The 16,458-nt window shown below is 61.0% G+C and carries 14 protein-coding genes; 10 read left to right on the top strand and 4 right to left on the bottom strand.

Going from position 1 to position 16,458, the window contains the following annotated elements:
- Positions 1-34 precede the first annotated feature (34 nt).
- Positions 35-697, bottom strand: a complete 663-nt coding sequence (locus tag HRU92_RS04775; protein ID WP_127752953.1) for an alpha/beta hydrolase — start codon at positions 695-697, stop codon at positions 35-37.
- Positions 698-980: 283 nt separating this feature from the next.
- Between HRU92_RS04775 and HRU92_RS04780 the strand changes: the two genes are divergently transcribed.
- The 8 genes from HRU92_RS04780 (at position 981) to HRU92_RS04815 (ending at position 9,236) form a co-directional block, all read left to right on the top strand.
- Positions 981-2,129: an aminotransferase class V-fold PLP-dependent enzyme gene (locus tag HRU92_RS04780; RefSeq protein WP_173087613.1), complete on the top strand. Its 1,149-nt coding sequence runs from the start codon at positions 981-983 to the stop codon at positions 2,127-2,129.
- Positions 2,130-2,192: 63 nt separating this feature from the next.
- The gene (gene sufB / locus HRU92_RS04785) at positions 2,193-3,692 is read left to right on the top strand and encodes a Fe-S cluster assembly protein SufB (RefSeq protein WP_173087615.1); all 1,500 of its coding nucleotides are present in this window, start codon (positions 2,193-2,195) and stop codon (positions 3,690-3,692) included.
- A gap of 70 nt (positions 3,693-3,762) precedes the next feature.
- A complete protein-coding gene (gene sufC / locus HRU92_RS04790; RefSeq protein WP_127755211.1) occupies positions 3,763-4,512 on the top strand; it encodes a Fe-S cluster assembly ATPase SufC in 750 nt (249 codons plus the stop codon).
- Positions 4,513-4,530: 18 nt separating this feature from the next.
- Complete coding sequence (sufD, locus tag HRU92_RS04795) at positions 4,531-5,724, top strand: Fe-S cluster assembly protein SufD (RefSeq protein ID WP_172123176.1); 1,194 nt, start codon at positions 4,531-4,533, stop codon at positions 5,722-5,724.
- A 96-nt stretch (positions 5,725-5,820) separates the two neighbouring features.
- On the top strand, positions 5,821-7,041 hold the full coding sequence (locus HRU92_RS04800) for a cysteine desulfurase (protein WP_172123177.1): 1,221 nt from the start codon (positions 5,821-5,823) through the stop codon (positions 7,039-7,041).
- Between the two features lie 15 nt (positions 7,042-7,056).
- The gene (locus tag HRU92_RS04805; RefSeq protein ID WP_127752958.1) at positions 7,057-7,458 is read left to right on the top strand and encodes an SUF system Fe-S cluster assembly protein; all 402 of its coding nucleotides are present in this window, start codon (positions 7,057-7,059) and stop codon (positions 7,456-7,458) included.
- A 53-nt stretch (positions 7,459-7,511) separates the two neighbouring features.
- A complete protein-coding gene (locus HRU92_RS04810; protein WP_248306954.1) occupies positions 7,512-7,892 on the top strand; it encodes an iron-sulfur cluster assembly accessory protein in 381 nt (126 codons plus the stop codon).
- Between the two features lie 75 nt (positions 7,893-7,967).
- The gene (locus HRU92_RS04815; protein ID WP_172123178.1) at positions 7,968-9,236 is read left to right on the top strand and encodes a 3-phosphoshikimate 1-carboxyvinyltransferase; all 1,269 of its coding nucleotides are present in this window, start codon (positions 7,968-7,970) and stop codon (positions 9,234-9,236) included.
- Between the two features lie 119 nt (positions 9,237-9,355).
- Here the strand turns inward: HRU92_RS04815 and HRU92_RS04820 are convergent, their stop codons facing one another.
- Together HRU92_RS04820 and parE are read right to left on the bottom strand one after the other, a co-directional pair.
- Complete coding sequence (locus tag HRU92_RS04820) at positions 9,356-10,873, bottom strand: DEAD/DEAH box helicase (protein WP_172123179.1); 1,518 nt, start codon at positions 10,871-10,873, stop codon at positions 9,356-9,358.
- Between the two features lie 353 nt (positions 10,874-11,226).
- Positions 11,227-13,248: a DNA topoisomerase IV subunit B gene (gene parE, locus HRU92_RS04825; RefSeq protein WP_172124953.1), complete on the bottom strand. Its 2,022-nt coding sequence runs from the start codon at positions 13,246-13,248 to the stop codon at positions 11,227-11,229.
- Positions 13,249-13,518: 270 nt separating this feature from the next.
- Between parE and HRU92_RS04830 the strand changes: the two genes are divergently transcribed.
- Together HRU92_RS04830 and HRU92_RS04835 are read left to right on the top strand one after the other, a co-directional pair.
- The gene (locus tag HRU92_RS04830) at positions 13,519-13,839 is read left to right on the top strand and encodes a hypothetical protein (RefSeq protein WP_127752962.1); all 321 of its coding nucleotides are present in this window, start codon (positions 13,519-13,521) and stop codon (positions 13,837-13,839) included.
- A 466-nt stretch (positions 13,840-14,305) separates the two neighbouring features.
- Positions 14,306-14,983, top strand: coding sequence for a PilZ domain-containing protein (locus HRU92_RS04835; protein ID WP_172123180.1), 678 nt, complete (start codon positions 14,306-14,308; stop codon positions 14,981-14,983).
- A 47-nt stretch (positions 14,984-15,030) separates the two neighbouring features.
- Here HRU92_RS04835 and glnA read toward each other — a convergent pair whose 3' ends face one another.
- Positions 15,031-16,440 carry a type I glutamate--ammonia ligase gene (gene glnA, locus HRU92_RS04840; RefSeq protein ID WP_127752964.1) on the bottom strand — a complete coding sequence of 470 codons (1,410 nt, stop codon included), beginning with the start codon at positions 16,438-16,440 and terminating at the stop codon, positions 15,031-15,033.
- Positions 16,441-16,458: the final 18 nt, after the last annotated feature.

Raw genomic sequence — 16,458 nt, forward strand, 5'->3', positions numbered from 1 at the left:
AACCGCTTCTTTATCAGGGGCTTAACTCAGCCGCCTAGCGCCCGCCACCCGCGGCAATCTCCTGCCGGCGACGATCGAGGTAATCGGCGCAGCGCGTGGTCAGATCATCGATCTTGCCTTCGAAGAAGTGGTTAGCCCCTTCCACGATCTGCTGCTCGATGGTGATGCCCTTCTGCGTCTTGAGCTTGTCAACGAGCTTCTGCACCGAATTGGGCGGCGCCACGCGGTCCTTGTCGCCATGAATGATCAGCCCCGATGAAGGGCAGGGGGCAAGGAACGAGAAATCATAGAGATTTTCCGGTGGCGCGACCGAGATGAAGCCCTCGACCTCCGGCCGGCGCATCAGCAACTGCATGCCGATCCAAGCGCCGAACGAGAAGCCCGCAATCCAGCAGCCCCGCGATTCCCGGTTGATGGTCTGCAACCAGTCTAGCGCCGCCGCCGCATCGGACAGCTCGCCAATGCCATGGTCGAACATGCCCTGCGAACGGCCAACACCGCGCGAATTGAACCGCAGCACCGCAAAGCCGCGCTCAGCGAACATATAGAAGAGGTTGTAGACGATCTGGTTGTTCATCGTCCCGCCAAACTGCGGGTGCGGATGCAGCACGATGGCGATGGGAGCATTGGGCTCCTTGCCTGGCTGGTACCGGCCTTCCAGGCGGCCTTCGGGGCCATTGAAAATCACTTCTGGCATGACACTGCTTTTCCGGCCGTTTCGGCTCTGTTGATATGGTCTGACGGAGCATCGGTTCTGCAGGGCGCGCGCTTGACTAAGCCCCGCACGCTCCATAAAACATGGCTCGTAAAACCAGTTTAGAATTATTCGAAACTCGTTTTCGCCGGGTTTCCGGCCCGAGAGCGCCCCTTGTAAAGAATGTGGGTGCGCAATTTCAAGAAGTGTTTGGCCCAGACCGTCATCGCGGCCTGCAGGCTCGGCAAGTGAACCATGCTCGGAGGCATGGCTCGAGGGCGAGTTGATGAAACAATCGGCGATCTATCTCGATCACGCTGCCGCCGCGCCATTGCTCCCCGCGGCGCGCGACGCGCTGGTCGCCGCTCTTGAGCTTGCGGGCAATCCCTCCTCGGTGCACGGACATGGCCGCAAGCTGCGCAATCTCATAGAGGCTGCTCGTGACCAGGTCGCGCGACTGGCCGGTGCGGAGCGTCGGCAGGTGGTTTTTACGGGCTCCGCCACCGAAGCCATTACTCAAGCGATCGTCGGCGGCGCGCGTGCTTTTGCCGCAAGCGCAGTGTTGGTGAGTGCCGGCGAGCATACTGCCGTCCTGAAAGCGGCCGCATCTACGGGGCTGCCGGTGCGCGCTATCGGCCTGCGCCCCGACGGCCAAATCGACCTTGACCAGCTCGCGGCCCAACTGGCCCAAGCCGACGCAGCGAACGAAACCCTGCTCGTCGCGCTGCATTGGGTCAACAACGAAACCGGCGTGGTGCAGCCCGTTAGCCGCATCAATGCTCTGGTGGGGCCGACACGTCACACGCTTTTTATCGATGCGGCCCAGGCCTTTGGCAAACTGCCCCTCGATTTTGCCGCCTCGGCACCCGATATGATGGCTGTAGGCGGTCACAAGATCGGCGCGCCCGCCGGTGTTGGCGCCCTGCTGGTCAAAAGCCATGCTGACGAAGTGCGGCTTATTCCCGGTGGCGGGCAGGAGCAGGGACGTCGCGGGGGCACCGAAGCTGCGGCGCTGATTGCAGCTTTCGGCGCTGCAGCTTCGGCTTTCCCCGAGCTTTATGCCGCAGCGGACACGTCCGCTCTGGTAAGTCGCCTCGAGAACGGCCTTAACCGGTTGGGGGCAGGGGTGGTGGTGTTCGGTGCCGACCGGGTTGGTAGCATCACCAATTTTGCCATCCCCGGCATGGCGAGCGCGACGACCATGATGGCGCTGGACCTGATGGGTCTGTCGGTTTCCTCGGGCTCGGCTTGCTCGTCAGGCAAGGTTTCGAGCAGCCACGTATTGACCGCGATGGGAGTCGCGCCGGAACTCGCGAGCTGCGCCCTGCGCGTCAGCCTCGGTTGGAACTCGAGCGCGGCCGAGGTGGACGCTCTGCTCGGGGCGATAGAAACAATCCTGCAGCGCCATCGGGCAAAGCAGGAACATGCGGCCTGAGGCCGCAAGGAATTGGACGGCTCCCGGCGACCTTGAATCGCGGTGGGGCAAAGGAGAAGCGATATGGCCGACTACGACATCCCGACGCTCAAGGAGAACATCGATCGCGAAACCGTCGATCAGGTGCTCGCGCTCGACGTCGACAAATACAAATACGGTTTTGAGACCGAGATCGAGTCCGTCAAGTCGCCGAAAGGCTTGAGCGAGGACACGGTCCGTTTCATTTCGGCCAAGAAGAACGAGCCCGAATGGATGCTGCAATGGCGTCTGGACGCCTATCAGCGCTGGCTCACCATGACCGAGCCGACCTGGGCCAAGGTGCACTATCCTGAGATCGATCTTCAGGACATGTACTACTACGCGGCGCCAAAATCCTCGCCGGCCCCCAAAAGCCTCGACGAAGTCGACCCGGCACTGATCGCCATGTACGACAAGCTGGGCGTGCCCCTGCGCGAGCGTGAAATCCTCGCTGGCGTCGAGCGGCCCGGCATGGCGGTTGATGCGGTTATCGACTCGGTTTCCGTGGTCACCACGTTCCGCGAGGAGCTGAGCAAGGTTGGCATCATCTTCTGCTCGATCTCCGAGGCGATTCGCGAGTACCCCGAGCTGGTGCAGAAATATATCGGCTCTGTGGTCCCCGTCACGGACAACTACTACGCCACGCTCAACTCGGCCGTTTTCACCGATGGCTCCTTCGTCATCATCCCAAAGGGCGTACGCTGCCCCATGGAGCTGTCGACCTATTTCCGCATCAATGAGCGCAATACCGGCCAGTTCGAGCGGACGTTGATCATTGCCGAGGCGGATAGCTATGTCAGCTATCTGGAAGGCTGCACGGCGCCGATGCGCGACGAGAACCAGTTGCACGCCGCAGTGGTCGAGCTCGTGGCTTTGGAAAATGCCGAGATCAAGTACTCCACCGTCCAGAACTGGTATCCCGGCGACAAGGACGGCAAGGGCGGCATCTACAACTTCGTCACCAAGCGCGGCGATTGCCGTGGCGACAATTCCAAGATCTCCTGGACGCAGGTGGAAACCGGTTCGGCGATCACCTGGAAGTACCCCAGCTGCATCCTGCGCGGCGACAATTCGCGTGGCGAGTTCTATTCCATCGCCATCTCGAACGGCTACCAGCAGGTCGATAGCGGCACCAAGATGATCCACTTGGGCAAGAACACGTCCAGCCGCATCATCTCCAAGGGTATCGCTGCCGGGTTCTCGGACAACACCTATCGCGGCCAGGTTTCGGCGCATGCGAAGGCCAAGAACGCCCGGAACTTCACGCAATGCGACTCCCTGCTGATCGGCGATAAGTGCGGGGCCCATACGGTGCCTTACATCGAGAGCCGCAATGGCACGGCGGTGTTCGAGCATGAAGCCACGACCAGCAAGATCTCCGACGACCAGATGTTCTATTGCCAGCAGCGTGGGCTGTCCGAGGAAGAAGCAGTGGCGCTGATCGTCAATGGCTTTGTGCGCGACGTGCTGCAGCACCTGCCCATGGAGTTCATGGTCGAGACGCAGAAGCTGATCTCGATTAGCCTCGAAGGCAGCGTCGGCTAACCATCATTTCATCCGGGCGGCGCCCAGTGGGCGACCCCGGCCATTCCGGAGAATTGCAGTGACTACCCCCATTCTTGAAATCCGCAACCTGCACGCTCGCATCGAAGATCGCGAAATCCTCAAAGGCGTGAACCTGGTGATCCCTCCAGGTGAAGTGCATGCCGTCATGGGCCGCAACGGCTCGGGCAAGTCGACGCTGAGCTATGTGCTGGCCGGCAAGGAAGACTACGAAATCACGGAAGGCGAAGTTCTGATTGACGGCGAGGATCTCCTTGCCATGGAGCCCGCTGAGCGGGCTGCTGCTGGCCTGTTCCTCGCCTTCCAGTACCCGATCGAAATTCCCGGTGTTGCGACCATGACCTTCCTCAAGGCGGCGCTCAATGCACAGCGCAAGGCGCGCGGGGAAGGGGAACTGTCCACCCCCGATTTCATGCGTGCCGTGCGTCAGGCCGGCGCCGATCTCAACATTGATAGCGAGATGCTCAAGCGCCCCCTCAATGTCGGCTTCTCCGGCGGCGAAAAGAAGCGCGCTGAAGTGCTGCAGATGGCGCTGCTCCAGCCCAAGATGTGCATCCTCGACGAGACCGACTCCGGCCTGGATATCGATGCGCTGCAGGTCGTCTCGAAGGGTGTCAATGCGCTGCGGGCTCCGAACCGCTCCATGCTCGTCATCACCCACTATCAGCGTTTGCTGAACCACATCGTGCCTGATGTCGTGCATGTGTTCTCGGACGGACGGATCGTTGAAAGCGGCGACAAGGACCTGGCGCTTCAGCTTGAAGCCAAGGGCTATGCCGACTTCGATACCGCGGCGGCCTAGATGCGACAGAACCTGCAAATGCGGCTGAGTGCCGCCGAAGAAACTCTAATCGCCCAGCTCAAGGGCGCCGGTGCGGAAGCGGCGGCCGAGCGGATCACTGCGGCTGGCCTGCCGACCCGCCGGGTCGAAAGCTACCACTACACCGATCTTAAGAGCCTGTTGCGGTCCGTGCCGCCACTAGCTGAGGCTGCTAACGCTGCCGAGGCGCCGGCGCTGCGGATTGCTGGGGCTTATCAGGTTACCATCGTCAACGGTCGCGTGCAGGCCGCTCCGGCGGCACCCGCGGGTGTCGTTGTCGGCAAGTCGGAAGGGGATGTGCTCTCCGCGCGCGACGATGTGCTGGTTCACCTCAACACCGCCCTTGCTCCTGAAAGCCTCAACCTGCATATCGACGGCGAAGTCGAGCAGGTCATCCATATCGATCGGCGTTCCGATGGACCGGCTGCCCATTCCGCCAGTGCGGTGAAGATCTTTGTGGCCGAGAGCGCCAAGGTTACGGTCATCGAGACCTATCTTGGGTCCAACGAAGCTCACATCGGCAATCACGCGACCTTCCTCGCTGTCGGCACCGGCGCCAACGTGACCCACATCACCGTTGACCTGTCGGCCCGCGCGGCGACCCATTTCGCCACCAATCAATATGAGATTGGGCCGGCCGCGAACCTGCGCACCCTAGCGATCCATTCGGGAGCCGCCTTGTCGCGCACGCAGCTCTTCGCCCGTTTCTCTGGTGAGAACGCCCATGCCGATTTCACCGGCCTCAACCTGGTGGATGACGACAAGCACTGCGACATCACCCTCGACGTGCACCATGCGGTGCCGAACACGACCTCTCAGGAGATGTTCAAACAGATCGCCCGGGGACGGTCCAAGGCCGTGTTCCAGGGCCGGATCGTCGTGGCCCGCGACGCGCAGAAGACTGACGCGAAGATGATGATGCAGGGCCTGATGCTCTCTGATCAGGCCGAGATCCTCTCCAAGCCCGAGCTCGAGATCTATGCCGACGACGTCGTCTGCGGCCACGGCTCCACCTGTGGCGAGCTGAACGCTGACTGGCTCTTCTACCTGATGAGCCGCGGTATTCCCCGCGCTCAGGCCGAGACCATGCTGGTCCGCGGCTTCCTTGCCGAGGTGCTCGATCCTATCGAGGATGAGGCACTCAACACTGTGCTTAACGGCATTGTGGATGGCTGGCTGCTGAACGGCCACTAGGCCCTGATCCGAGGTGTGACGCAGGACGTGCCACACCTCGTTCGTTATTCGTCGAAATGGGCGAGGCGGGTGCAATGCCCGCACGAAAGCTGAACCATGACCTTCAACCTGCAAAAAGTCCGCGCCGATTTTCCGATCCTGTCCGAGCAGATCCACGGCAAGCGCCTGGTGTTTCTCGACAGCGGGGCTTCCGCGCAAAAGCCGGTGCAGGTGCTGGACCGCATGGATCACGCCTTCCGCCACGAATACGCTAATGTCCATCGCGGCCTGCACACACTGGCGAACCGTGCGACCGAGGCCTTCGAGGGCGGTCGCTCCGCTGTGCAAAAGTTCCTCAATGCGAGTCGCGCCGAGGAGATCATCTTCACCCGTTCGGCTACCGAGGCGATCAACCTTGTCGCCGCCTCCTTTGCCGGCCCGCGCATCGGAGAAGGCGACGAGATCGTGCTGTCTATGCTTGAGCACCATTCCAACATTGTGCCCTGGCATTTCCATCGCGAGCGCAAGGGTGCGGTGTTGCGCTGGGTAGATGTTCGCGACGACGGCTCGTTTGATCTCGATGCTTTCGCGGCCTCGCTGACGCCTCGCACCCGCATGGTTGCCATAACGCATATGAGCAATGTCACCGGCACGGTGACACCGATCAAGCAGATCATCGAGATCGCCCATGCCTGCGGCATCCCCGTGTTGGTTGATGGTAGCCAAGGTGCGGTGCACACTGCTGTCGACGTGCAGGATCTGGATGCTGACTTTTACGTAATGACCGGCCACAAGCTCTATGGTCCGACTGGTATCGGAGTGCTCTACGGCAAGTATGATCTACTCGCGGAAATGCAGCCCTATCAGGGTGGCGGCGAGATGATCGAAACGGTCACGACTGAGGGCGTGACCTACGACGAGCCGCCTCACCGCTTTGAGGCTGGCACCCCACCCATCGTGCAGGCAATTGGTCTCGGGGCCGCGCTGAACTACATGGAAGCCCTTGGTCGCGGTGCCATTGCGTCCCATGAGGCAGAGGTTGCCGCCTATGCCCAGGAACGGCTCAGCCGCATCAATTCCCTGCGCCTGATAGGCACTGCGCCAGGCAAGGGCGGCATCTTCTCCTTCGAGATTGCCGGCGCGCATGCCCACGACGTCGCTACGATCCTTGATCGTTACGGCATTGCGGTACGTGCTGGTACCCACTGCGCCATGCCACTGCTGCAGCGTTTCGGCGTCACCTCTACCTGCCGGGCCTCCTTCGCCCTATATAATGGGACCGATGATGTCGACGCGCTGGTGGATGGCATCGAGCGCGCCCAGAAATTTTTCGCGTAAGCCGCGAGGACACCTATGACCGACCAAGCCGAAGCTACCGCCGTCGACGATACTGCCGAAACCTCCGTGCGGATCAATCCCACGGTTTCTTCCGCTATTCCCGAGGGTGAGGTCGAGCGCATTACGGCTGACCTGATCGCGGCGCTCAAGACCGTGTACGATCCGGAGATCCCGGTGGACATCTATGAGCTGGGCCTCATCTACAAGGTCGATCTGGATGACAACCGCAACCTCACCATCGACATGACGCTGACCGCGCCTGGGTGCCCGGTGGCCGGCGAAATGCCGGGCTGGGTCGAGAACGCCGCCCGCGCTGTGGAAGGGGTTCAGGATGTCACCGTCAACATGGTGTTTGATCCCCCGTGGGATGCCTCCCGCATGAGCGAAGAAGCGCAAGTGGCGTTGAACTGGTGGTAATCCGGACCGTGAGGGTCTATATATCGTGAAACACCGATAAAGGTCGCTGCCCCATGCCCTTCAAGATCATGTCCTTGAGCGATGCCGCTGCCGAGCGCATCGCGGAGATCATCGAAGACTCTGAGAAGCCCGTTGTCGGCTTGCGCGTGGGTATCAAGAACGCGGGCTGTGCTGGCGTGTCCTACACGATGGACTATGTTTCCGAGCCGGTACCAGGCGACGACCATGTGAGCGACCATGGCGTGGACGTGTGGGTCGACCCCAAAGCCACCATGTACCTCCTCGGCACTGTCATGGACTTCGAGCAGACCAAGATGGGCTCGAGCTTCACTTTCAAGAACCCCAACCAGACTGGCGCTTGCGGCTGCGGTGAGAGCGTTACCCTCAAGCCCGCGGACCTCAAGGCAATCGCCGAAGCGCGGGCCGGAGCCTGACGCGGGCTTTGCCGCCGTTGAGCTAAAGGTTGTGTGCGATTGCATCGTGATCGCTGATGGCCTAACAGCGGCGTCATGCGCCATCCACTCCCACCCGCCCTCACCATCGTCCCCCCAGATCGCCCGCTGAACGGTCGGGTCTCGCCCCCCGGCTCCAAGTCCATCACCAATCGAACCTTGTTGCTGGCTGCGCTGGCGAAGGGCACCAGCAGGATCACCGGCGCGCTGAAAAGCAAGGACACTGTCTTAATGGCGGTAGCTCTTCGCCAGATGGGCGTCCTTGTGGACGAACCCGATCCAACCACCTTTCTTGTGACCAGTTCCGGGCGGCTTCAGGCCCCAGCGGAACCCCTGTTCCTTGGCAACGCCGGGACGGCGACGCGCTTCCTCACTGCTGCCGCAGCGACGATCAACGGTACTGTCGTTGTCGATGGTGACGAGGACATGCGCCTCCGGCCCATTCGGCCACTGGTTGAAGCGCTGCAGTCCATCGGTATCGATGCATCGGCACCTACCGGATGCCCGCCGGTCACCATCAACGGCACGGGCCAGTTCGGCAAAGGCCGAGTGGAGATCGACGCATCCCTTTCTAGCCAATATGTCTCGGCTTTGTTGATGGCTGCGCCCTTCGGCTCTGGCCCAATCGAGGTTGCGCTTGCCGGTGCGGACATTGGTGCGCGCGGCTATGTCGATCTCACCCTCGCTGCCATGCGGACCTTCGGCGCTGACGTGGCCGAGCAGGGGGAGGGGGCCTGGGTGGTTCAACCCACCGGCTACAAGGCAATCGACTTCAAGGTTGAGCCTGACGCTTCGGCTGCCACTTACCTGTGGGGCATCGAAGCCCTGACCAAGGGGAGCATCGACCTTGGCGTCGCCGCTGAAGCCTTCACGCAGCCCGACGCTTCCGCCCGCGCCGTGCTCGCGCAGTACCCCGATATGCCCGCAGTGATTGACGGTTCGCAGATGCAGGATGCTGTTCCGACGCTTGCCGTCGTGGCGGCTTTCAACCGGACGCCTGTCCGCTTTGTCGGGATCGCCAATCTGCGCGTGAAGGAAACCGACCGTATCCGCGCGATCGCGAACGAGCTTAACCGTATTCGCCCCGGGTTAGCGGTAGAGGAGGGGGATGATCTTGTGGTCAATGCAGACCCGGGCTTAGCCGGTCAGGCGCTGCCTGCACGCATCGAGACCTATCATGATCATCGTATCGCCATGAGCTTTGCCCTGGCGGGTCTGATGATCCGTAACGTCACCATCATGGATCCCGCCTGCACGAGCAAGACCTATCCCGCTTTCTGGGAAATGCTCGAGGGGCTCGGAGTGGAACTCCTTCCCACCACCTAAACCCGTCGCGCCAAAAACGCCATTAGCCCGCAAGTGAAAACTTGCGGGCTAATGGATTCAATCGAAGCATGAAACAGTTCTGGGGCTTCCACCCCGAAGCTGTTGTTCGCGGCTCGAGCCTAGCGAGCCGTGGACCGGAGCAGGAACGCCGGGATGGGGCCGTCGGTGCCAAAGGGGGACTGCGGGTCAACGCCGAGGTCTTCGGGCGCAGGCCGACGCGCATTGGGGCGCTGCCTCGACTCGGATTCACCTTGTGTCTCGACCTTCTCACGGCGCCGCGGCCGACGACCGCCGCGACCCTCCGAGGGCTCAGTAGCAGGCTGTTCCGCTTCAGCAGGGTTAGTTGTTGCGGGTGCTTCGGCCGGCTGTCCGGTCACCTCTTCAGGTGCAGCTGCTTCCGCCTCGGGCCTTGCAGGTCGGCGGCCGCCGCGGCGCGTGCGTTGCGGACGGGTGCGGGTTGTCCCCTCTGTCTCCTCCTCAGAAGCCTCAGGCGCGGACTTCCCGTTCTCGGGCACATCCAGCCATTCGATGGGCTTCTGGATGAGTTTCAGAATGGCATCGAGGTGCTTGCTGTCTGCCGGCGTTACAAAGGTATAGGCCACGCCCGAGCGCCCGGCCCGACCGGTGCGGCCGATGCGGTGGACATAGTCTTCGGCATGCACGGGAACATCGAAATTGAACACATGGCTGACGGCCGGGATATCGAGGCCACGGGCAGCAACATCGCTGGCCACCAGCAGCGTCAGGCGATCATTCTTGAAGGCGTCGAGCGTTTCGGTGCGGCTCTTCTGGTCCATGTCACCGTGCAGTGCGCCAACGCTGAAGCCGTGCCGCTCGAGCGAACGGGCAAGGGTGGCGACATCGCGCTTGCGATTGCAGAAAATGATCGCGTTGGTAAGGTTTTCCGCCTCGGAGATGCGAGCACGCAGCGAGGCGCGCTTTTCTTCGGGCTTGGACGACACCTTCACCAGCTTTTGGTCGATCGTGTCTGCCGTTGAACTCTGGCGCGAAACCTGAACGTGAACCGGGTCCTTGAGGAACTTCTTGGTCAGACGCTCGATCTCTTTGGACATGGTCGCCGAGAACAACATGGTCTGGCGCCGAGCGGGCAGCCGCGAGCAGATTTTCTCGATGTCGTCGATAAAGCCCATGTCGAGCATGCGATCGGCTTCATCGATGACGAGGATTTCAACGCCCGTCAGCAGAATGCGGCCGCGATCGATCTGATCAAGCAGGCGTCCTGGCGTGGCGATCAGGACGTCCACGCCGCGGTCGAGCTTCTTGTTTTGGTCTTCAAACGAAACGCCGCCGATGATCAGGGCCATCGTGATGCGGTGGTTCTTGCCGTACTTCTCGAAGTTCTCGGCGACCTGAGCCGCCAGTTCGCGCGTGGGCTCAAGGATCAGCGTGCGGGGCATGCGGGCGCGAGCGCGGCCATTCTCCAGCAGCGTCAACATCGGAAGCACAAAGGATGCCGTCTTGCCGGTACCTGTCTGGGCAATGCCGATCAGGTCTTTCTTTTCCAGCAGATGGGGAATTGCCTGGGCCTGAATTTCGGTCGGCTTGGTATAACCTGCGGCAGTCACCGCGTCGGTGACCTTGGTTGACAGGCCAAGCCCGGAAAAATCGTCGCTCAAATTCGGTCGTTCCACTCAAAAGTTTGCCCGCTGCCAGATCCGTTCGAACTGCTCGAAACGGTGCATCGGGAATGGTGTCGCACCGGTTCCCAGAACCGGAACAGTTGCGTCACTTGCGGACCAAAAGGGCTAAGCTCGAACGCGTCCGCGTACACACATCAGGCCAATCGGGCGGGAGTGCAGGAACTGCAAAGCGACGGAATGGCCCTGAAACAATTTCAGCCACGCCAGCGAAGGGTCCCTGAAGACCGCCTTAAATGCCGGCAAGCCGGAATATGCTCCAGCGGGCCGGACCATAGCGCAAAGCCCTTTCAAGTCAACGGCTTTGCGGTCGATAAGCTTAACTGGGTGCTTTACACGTCCAGGTCCGTGACGAATGCCGCATTTTCTTGGATGAAGTCGAAGCGCGCTTCGGGACGATTGCCCATCAACCTGTCAACGCTCAACTTCGTTGCATCTTGTGTGTCGATCACTTTCACCTGCAACAACGTGCGCGACTTCGGTGACATCGTGGTTTCACGTAAATGCGCGAATGGCATCTCACCCAAGCCTTTGAAGCGAGTGACGTCGATCTTGCCCTTGCCGGTAAACTCGGTGGCCATAAGTTCGGCCTTGTGCGCGTCGTCGCGGGCGTAAAGCGTCTTGGCCCCTTGGCTGATGCGGTAAAGCGGGGGCAGGGCCAGGAACAGGTGCCCGCCTTCGATGAGTTTCGGCATCTCCTGGAAGAAGAACGTCATCAACAGCGAAGCAATATGGGCGCCGTCGACATCGGCGTCGGTCATCAGGATGATCTTGTCATAGCGCAGATCATCGTCGCGGTAGCGGTCACGAGTGCCGCAGCCGAGGGCTTGGATGATGTCCTGAATGATCTGGCTGGAGGCGAGCTTGTCCCGGCTGGCGCCTGCCACGTTGAGAATTTTACCGCGGAGCGGCAGCACGGCCTGGCTCTGCCGGTTACGTGCCTGCTTGGCACTGCCGCCGGCGCTATCACCTTCAACGATAAAGAGTTCAGCCCCTTGCGCGGCAGTTTGCGTGCAATCTGCAAGTTTACCGGGCAGGCGCAGCTTGCGCGTTGCACTGGCGCGGTCGATCTCTTTTTCCTTGCGCCGGCGCATGCGCTCTTCGGCGCGTTCTACGGCCCAGTCCAGCAGCTTGCCGGCCTGATTGGGCGAGGCGGCGAGCCAATGATCGAAAGCGTCACGAATAGCCGTGTCAACGATGCGGGTGGCCTCACCAGAGGCGAGTTTGTCCTTGGTCTGCCCGACAAATTCGGGTTCCCGGACAAACACGGAGAGCATGGCGTTGCAGTGCGCGAACAGATCGTCGGCCGTCACATTGGCGGCCGCCTTGTTCTTGGTCAGTTCGGCATAATTCTTGAGGCCGCGCAGCAGGGCGCTCCGAAGGCCCGTCTCATGCGTGCCGCCATCGGGCGTGGGCACGGTGTTGCAATAAGACGCAACGCCGCCGTCGCCTAGCGTCCAGGCAATGGCCCATTCGGTGGCGCCGTGCGTGCCGGGCTTGCCATGGTTGCCTGAGAAAATGTCGTCAACGATCCGGGTTTCCCCGTCGATCCGGTCCGCCATGAAGTCGCGCAGGCCGCCGGGATAGTGAAAGACTGCGCGAGCGGGGGCATCGTCGCTGGCTAGCTCCTCGTCGCAGCTCCAGCGCAGTTCCACCCCACCAAAGAGATAAGCCTTGGCGCGGGTCATCTTGAACAGGCGTGCGGCCGAGAAGCGGGCGCCTTCCCCAAAGATCTGCGGATCGGGATGGAAACGAGTTGTGGTGCCGCGCCTGTTGTTGATGCGGCCTAGGTGCTGGATCTCGCCCACGGGCTTGCCGCGGGAGAACTGCAGGCGGTGCAGCTGCTGTTCGCGAGCGACTTCCACCACCATGTCGTCCGAGAGGGCGTTCACGACCGAAACGCCGACGCCGTGCAGGCCGCCAGAGGTTTCGTAAGCCTTGGAATCGAACTTGCCGCCGGCATGCAGGACAGTGTGGACGATTTCGAGGGTCGAGCGATTGGGGAACTTCGGGTGGGTTTCGACGGGGATGCCGCGGCCGTTGTCGGAAACGGTGATATAGCCGTCGGCGCCCAGATGGACCTCAATACGGCTGGCGTGGCCGGCGATCGCCTCGTCCATGGAGTTGTCGATCACCTCGGCAAAGAGGTGGTGCAGGGCGTTGATGTCGGTGCCGCCGATATACATGCCCGGACGGCGCCGGACCGGCTCAAGTCCTTCCAGTACCTCAATATCTGCGGCGGAATAGTCGTGCTGCGCGGGCGCTTGGCGCGCAGCTGGCCGGCTACGCTCAACAGGCGCGGGTGCACTTGCTAACTCAGCTGCAGCTGCAAAAAGGTCTTCGACTTCCGACATGTTCCCCGTCTGCCGAATCGGCGTGTTCACTGTTGGTACCATATTGCGGTTACGCAAGCGCGCCCGCCCCATTCATGTAAGGCGCTTTCCCCAGATGAACAGTACATGAACGAAATCTGAACGGCTCGCGCAAGCCGCCGCTTGCCGCAGGCGAGCTTAACCACAGATCCCTCAATGATCGGTGAGCGAACACCCGGCAACTGCCCATTGGCGGTTGACGTTGGTGAAACATATTGACCTGCAAGCTGCGACAGGACCGAAGGTAAAGCCATGAACAAAGCGCTGCCAACTCTGATGGCACTGGTCTTGACGCTTGGTGTGGTCGTGGCCCCGCTGCCGGCACAGGCGCAGTTCGGGATCTTTTTCGGTGACGAGGAACGCGATTTTCTTCTTGGCCCGATGCTGTGCCTTGATGAGCGCCAGGTTCGCCAGTCGGTCGAGGCGCAGGGCTATAGCGATGTGTTCCTCAACGTACCCTATGACGAGCATATCCAAGTGCGGGCGACCCGCGACGGGTGGGTTTATCTGCTCGACTACAACTACTGCACTGCCGAGATCGAATCGGTCGAGCGGCTGCGCCCCGCGCAATAGCGGGCGGGAGTTGTCCCAGTATCGGGCGACGCATTTACCAAGCCTTTGCTTCTTGGCAGCACTTTTTTAAAGGCGCGCTGCTAGAACAAGGGTCATACGGTTTTGTGTTTGGAGTTGCCGTATGCGAGCTCAAAGGGATTGTCGTACTGCGTATCAAGCGGTCCCGATAAGCTCGGTTGCTATCGACGTTTGGCCTTATGCCGGATCAGGTATTGCGTACCGGCTGGTCAATCTGTCTGCCCCCCGTTGGGGTGTCCTGGCGTTAGTTTCAGCGCTGTTCTATCTGGTCTAGTGTGCAGCAATCCCGCCTTGCGGGATCCCTTGCCCCGCCTTTCAGCTTTATTCTTGGGCGGGCATTAACCCGCGCTGAAGCCTGCCCCAGACTTGCGGGGAACGGGTGCCGGCCGGTGCGACTTGAACTCTGCGCAGTTAACACAAGTAATGACGCTGCGCGGAGGATTTCACCGTGCTGCCGAATCTGGACAAGCTTGTGCCACAGCTCAAGTCCGTGTTCGACCGTCAGGAACTCCGCCTGACCGCGAACCTGCCGGGCCGCTACGCCATCACCGAGCGGCGCAGTAAAGTCATCGAGCGATTGCCGGTTTTCACCTGCCACCTATGTTCGATCTCTCCTCATGGGGCGGCCGTGAAGGCCCCCGTGCTGGGTTTTGAAGGCGAGCGGGTATCGGTCTACTTCAACGCCTTTGGCATCCTGCCGGCTCAGGTTTCCCGCTCTACGCCGGACGGCTTTGAGATGGTGTTCGACCTCAGCCAGGAGGACCAGGAACGGCTTGCGGCCAAGATCATCTGGCACAAGCGCCTGAATGAGGGTGGTCTCACCGATGCCCGCCGGTTTGAACGCGTTGTTCCGGAAAATGCCACAAGCACGGTGACGCTGCCAAGCGGCGAGCAGGAGCGATGCACCGTGGCCGACATTTCGTGCTCGGGTGCCGCCGTCTTGGCTTCGTTCAGGCCCGGCATCGGCACACCGGTGGCATTGGGTCGGCTGATCGGCCGCGTCGTGCGTCACACCGAGAAGGGCTTCGCGCTACAGTTTCTCAAGATCCAGCCTGCGGATCGGCTCGAGGAGATGTTGCGGCCACCCAAGGGCAGCAAGGGGCAGGGGCCAGGTGCTCGAGGATAACAGAAAAAGGGGCCTTTCGGCCCCTTTCCTGTTTCTCCGGGTTCGGCTTAGGCCGAGTAGTACATCTCGTACTCGACGGGATGGGGGGTCTGCTCGAACTTGATCACTTCGGTCATCTTCAGCTCTATATAGCTGTCGATCTGATCGTTGTCGAAGACGCCGCCAGCCAGCAGGAACTCGCGATCCTTGTTGAGGCTGTCGAGGGCTTCGCGCAGCGAGCCGCAAACATGCGGGATCTGCATCAGCTCCTGCCGGGGCAGCTCGTACAGGTCCTTGTCCATCGGATCGCCGGGATGGATCTTGTTCTTGATGCCGTCGAGGCCAGCCATCAGCATGGCCGAGAAGGCCAGGTATGGGTTCGCCAGCGGATCGGGGAAGCGGATCTCAATACGCTTGGACTTCGGCGACTGACCGAAGGGGATACGGCAAGAGGCCGAACGGTTACGGGCCGAGTAGGCCAGCAGAACCGGAGCTTCAAAACCAGGCACCAGGCGCTTGTAGCTGTTGGTGGTGGGGTTGGTGAAGGCGTTGATGGCCTTGGCGTGCTTGATGATGCCGCCGATGTAGTACAGGGCTTCCATCGAGAGGCCGGCATACTGGTCACCAGCAAACAGCGGCTTGCCGTCGCGCCAGATCGACTGATGGCAGTGCATGCCCGACCCGTTGTCGCCAAAGATTGGCTTAGGCATGAAGGTCACGGTCTTGCCGTAGGCGTTGGCAACCTGGTGGATGACATACTTGTAGATCTGTACGTCATCGGCAGCCTTGATCATCGGGGCAAACTTGATTCCGAGTTCGTGCTGGGCAGAAGCCACTTCGTGGTGGTGCTTTTCAACCACAACGCCCATGTCGGCCATTGCAGCGAGCATTTCGCTGCGGATGTCCTGCGCGCTGTCGAGCGGCGGCACGGGGAAGTAGCCCTTCTTGAGGCCGATATGGTGGCCATTGTTGCCGCCTTCATAGGCGGTGTCGTTGTTGGACGGTAGCTCGGGATGATCGACCTCGAAGCCAACCTTGAAGGGGGTATTGGAATACTTCACATCGTCGAACATGAAGAATTCGGGCTCGGCGCCGAACATGACACTGTCGCCAATACCGGACGCCTTAAGATAGGCCTCGGCCTTCTTGGCGGTGGTGCGGGGATCGCGGGTATAGGGCTGGTAGGTCAGGGGATCGAGAATGTCGCAGTTGATGGCGAGGGTCGATGCACCAAAGAACGGGTCCATATAGGCCGAGTTCGGATCGGGCATCAGCACCATGTCGCTCTCGTTGATGGCCTTCCAGCCACCGATCGAGGAGCCGTCGAACATGGTGCCTTCTTCGAAGATGTCCTCATCGACGACGCTCACGTCCATGGTGACGTGCTGCAGCTTGCCGCGCGGGTCGGTAAAGCGCAGGTCGACATACTTGATGTTCTCGTCCTTGATGCGCTTGAGGATATCGCTTGCGGTAGTCATTAAGTCTTCCCCTGTTTG

This window comes from Devosia sp. 1635, assembly GCF_013185955.1.
In the GTDB taxonomy this organism is placed as follows: Bacteria; Pseudomonadota; Alphaproteobacteria; order Rhizobiales; family Devosiaceae; genus Devosia.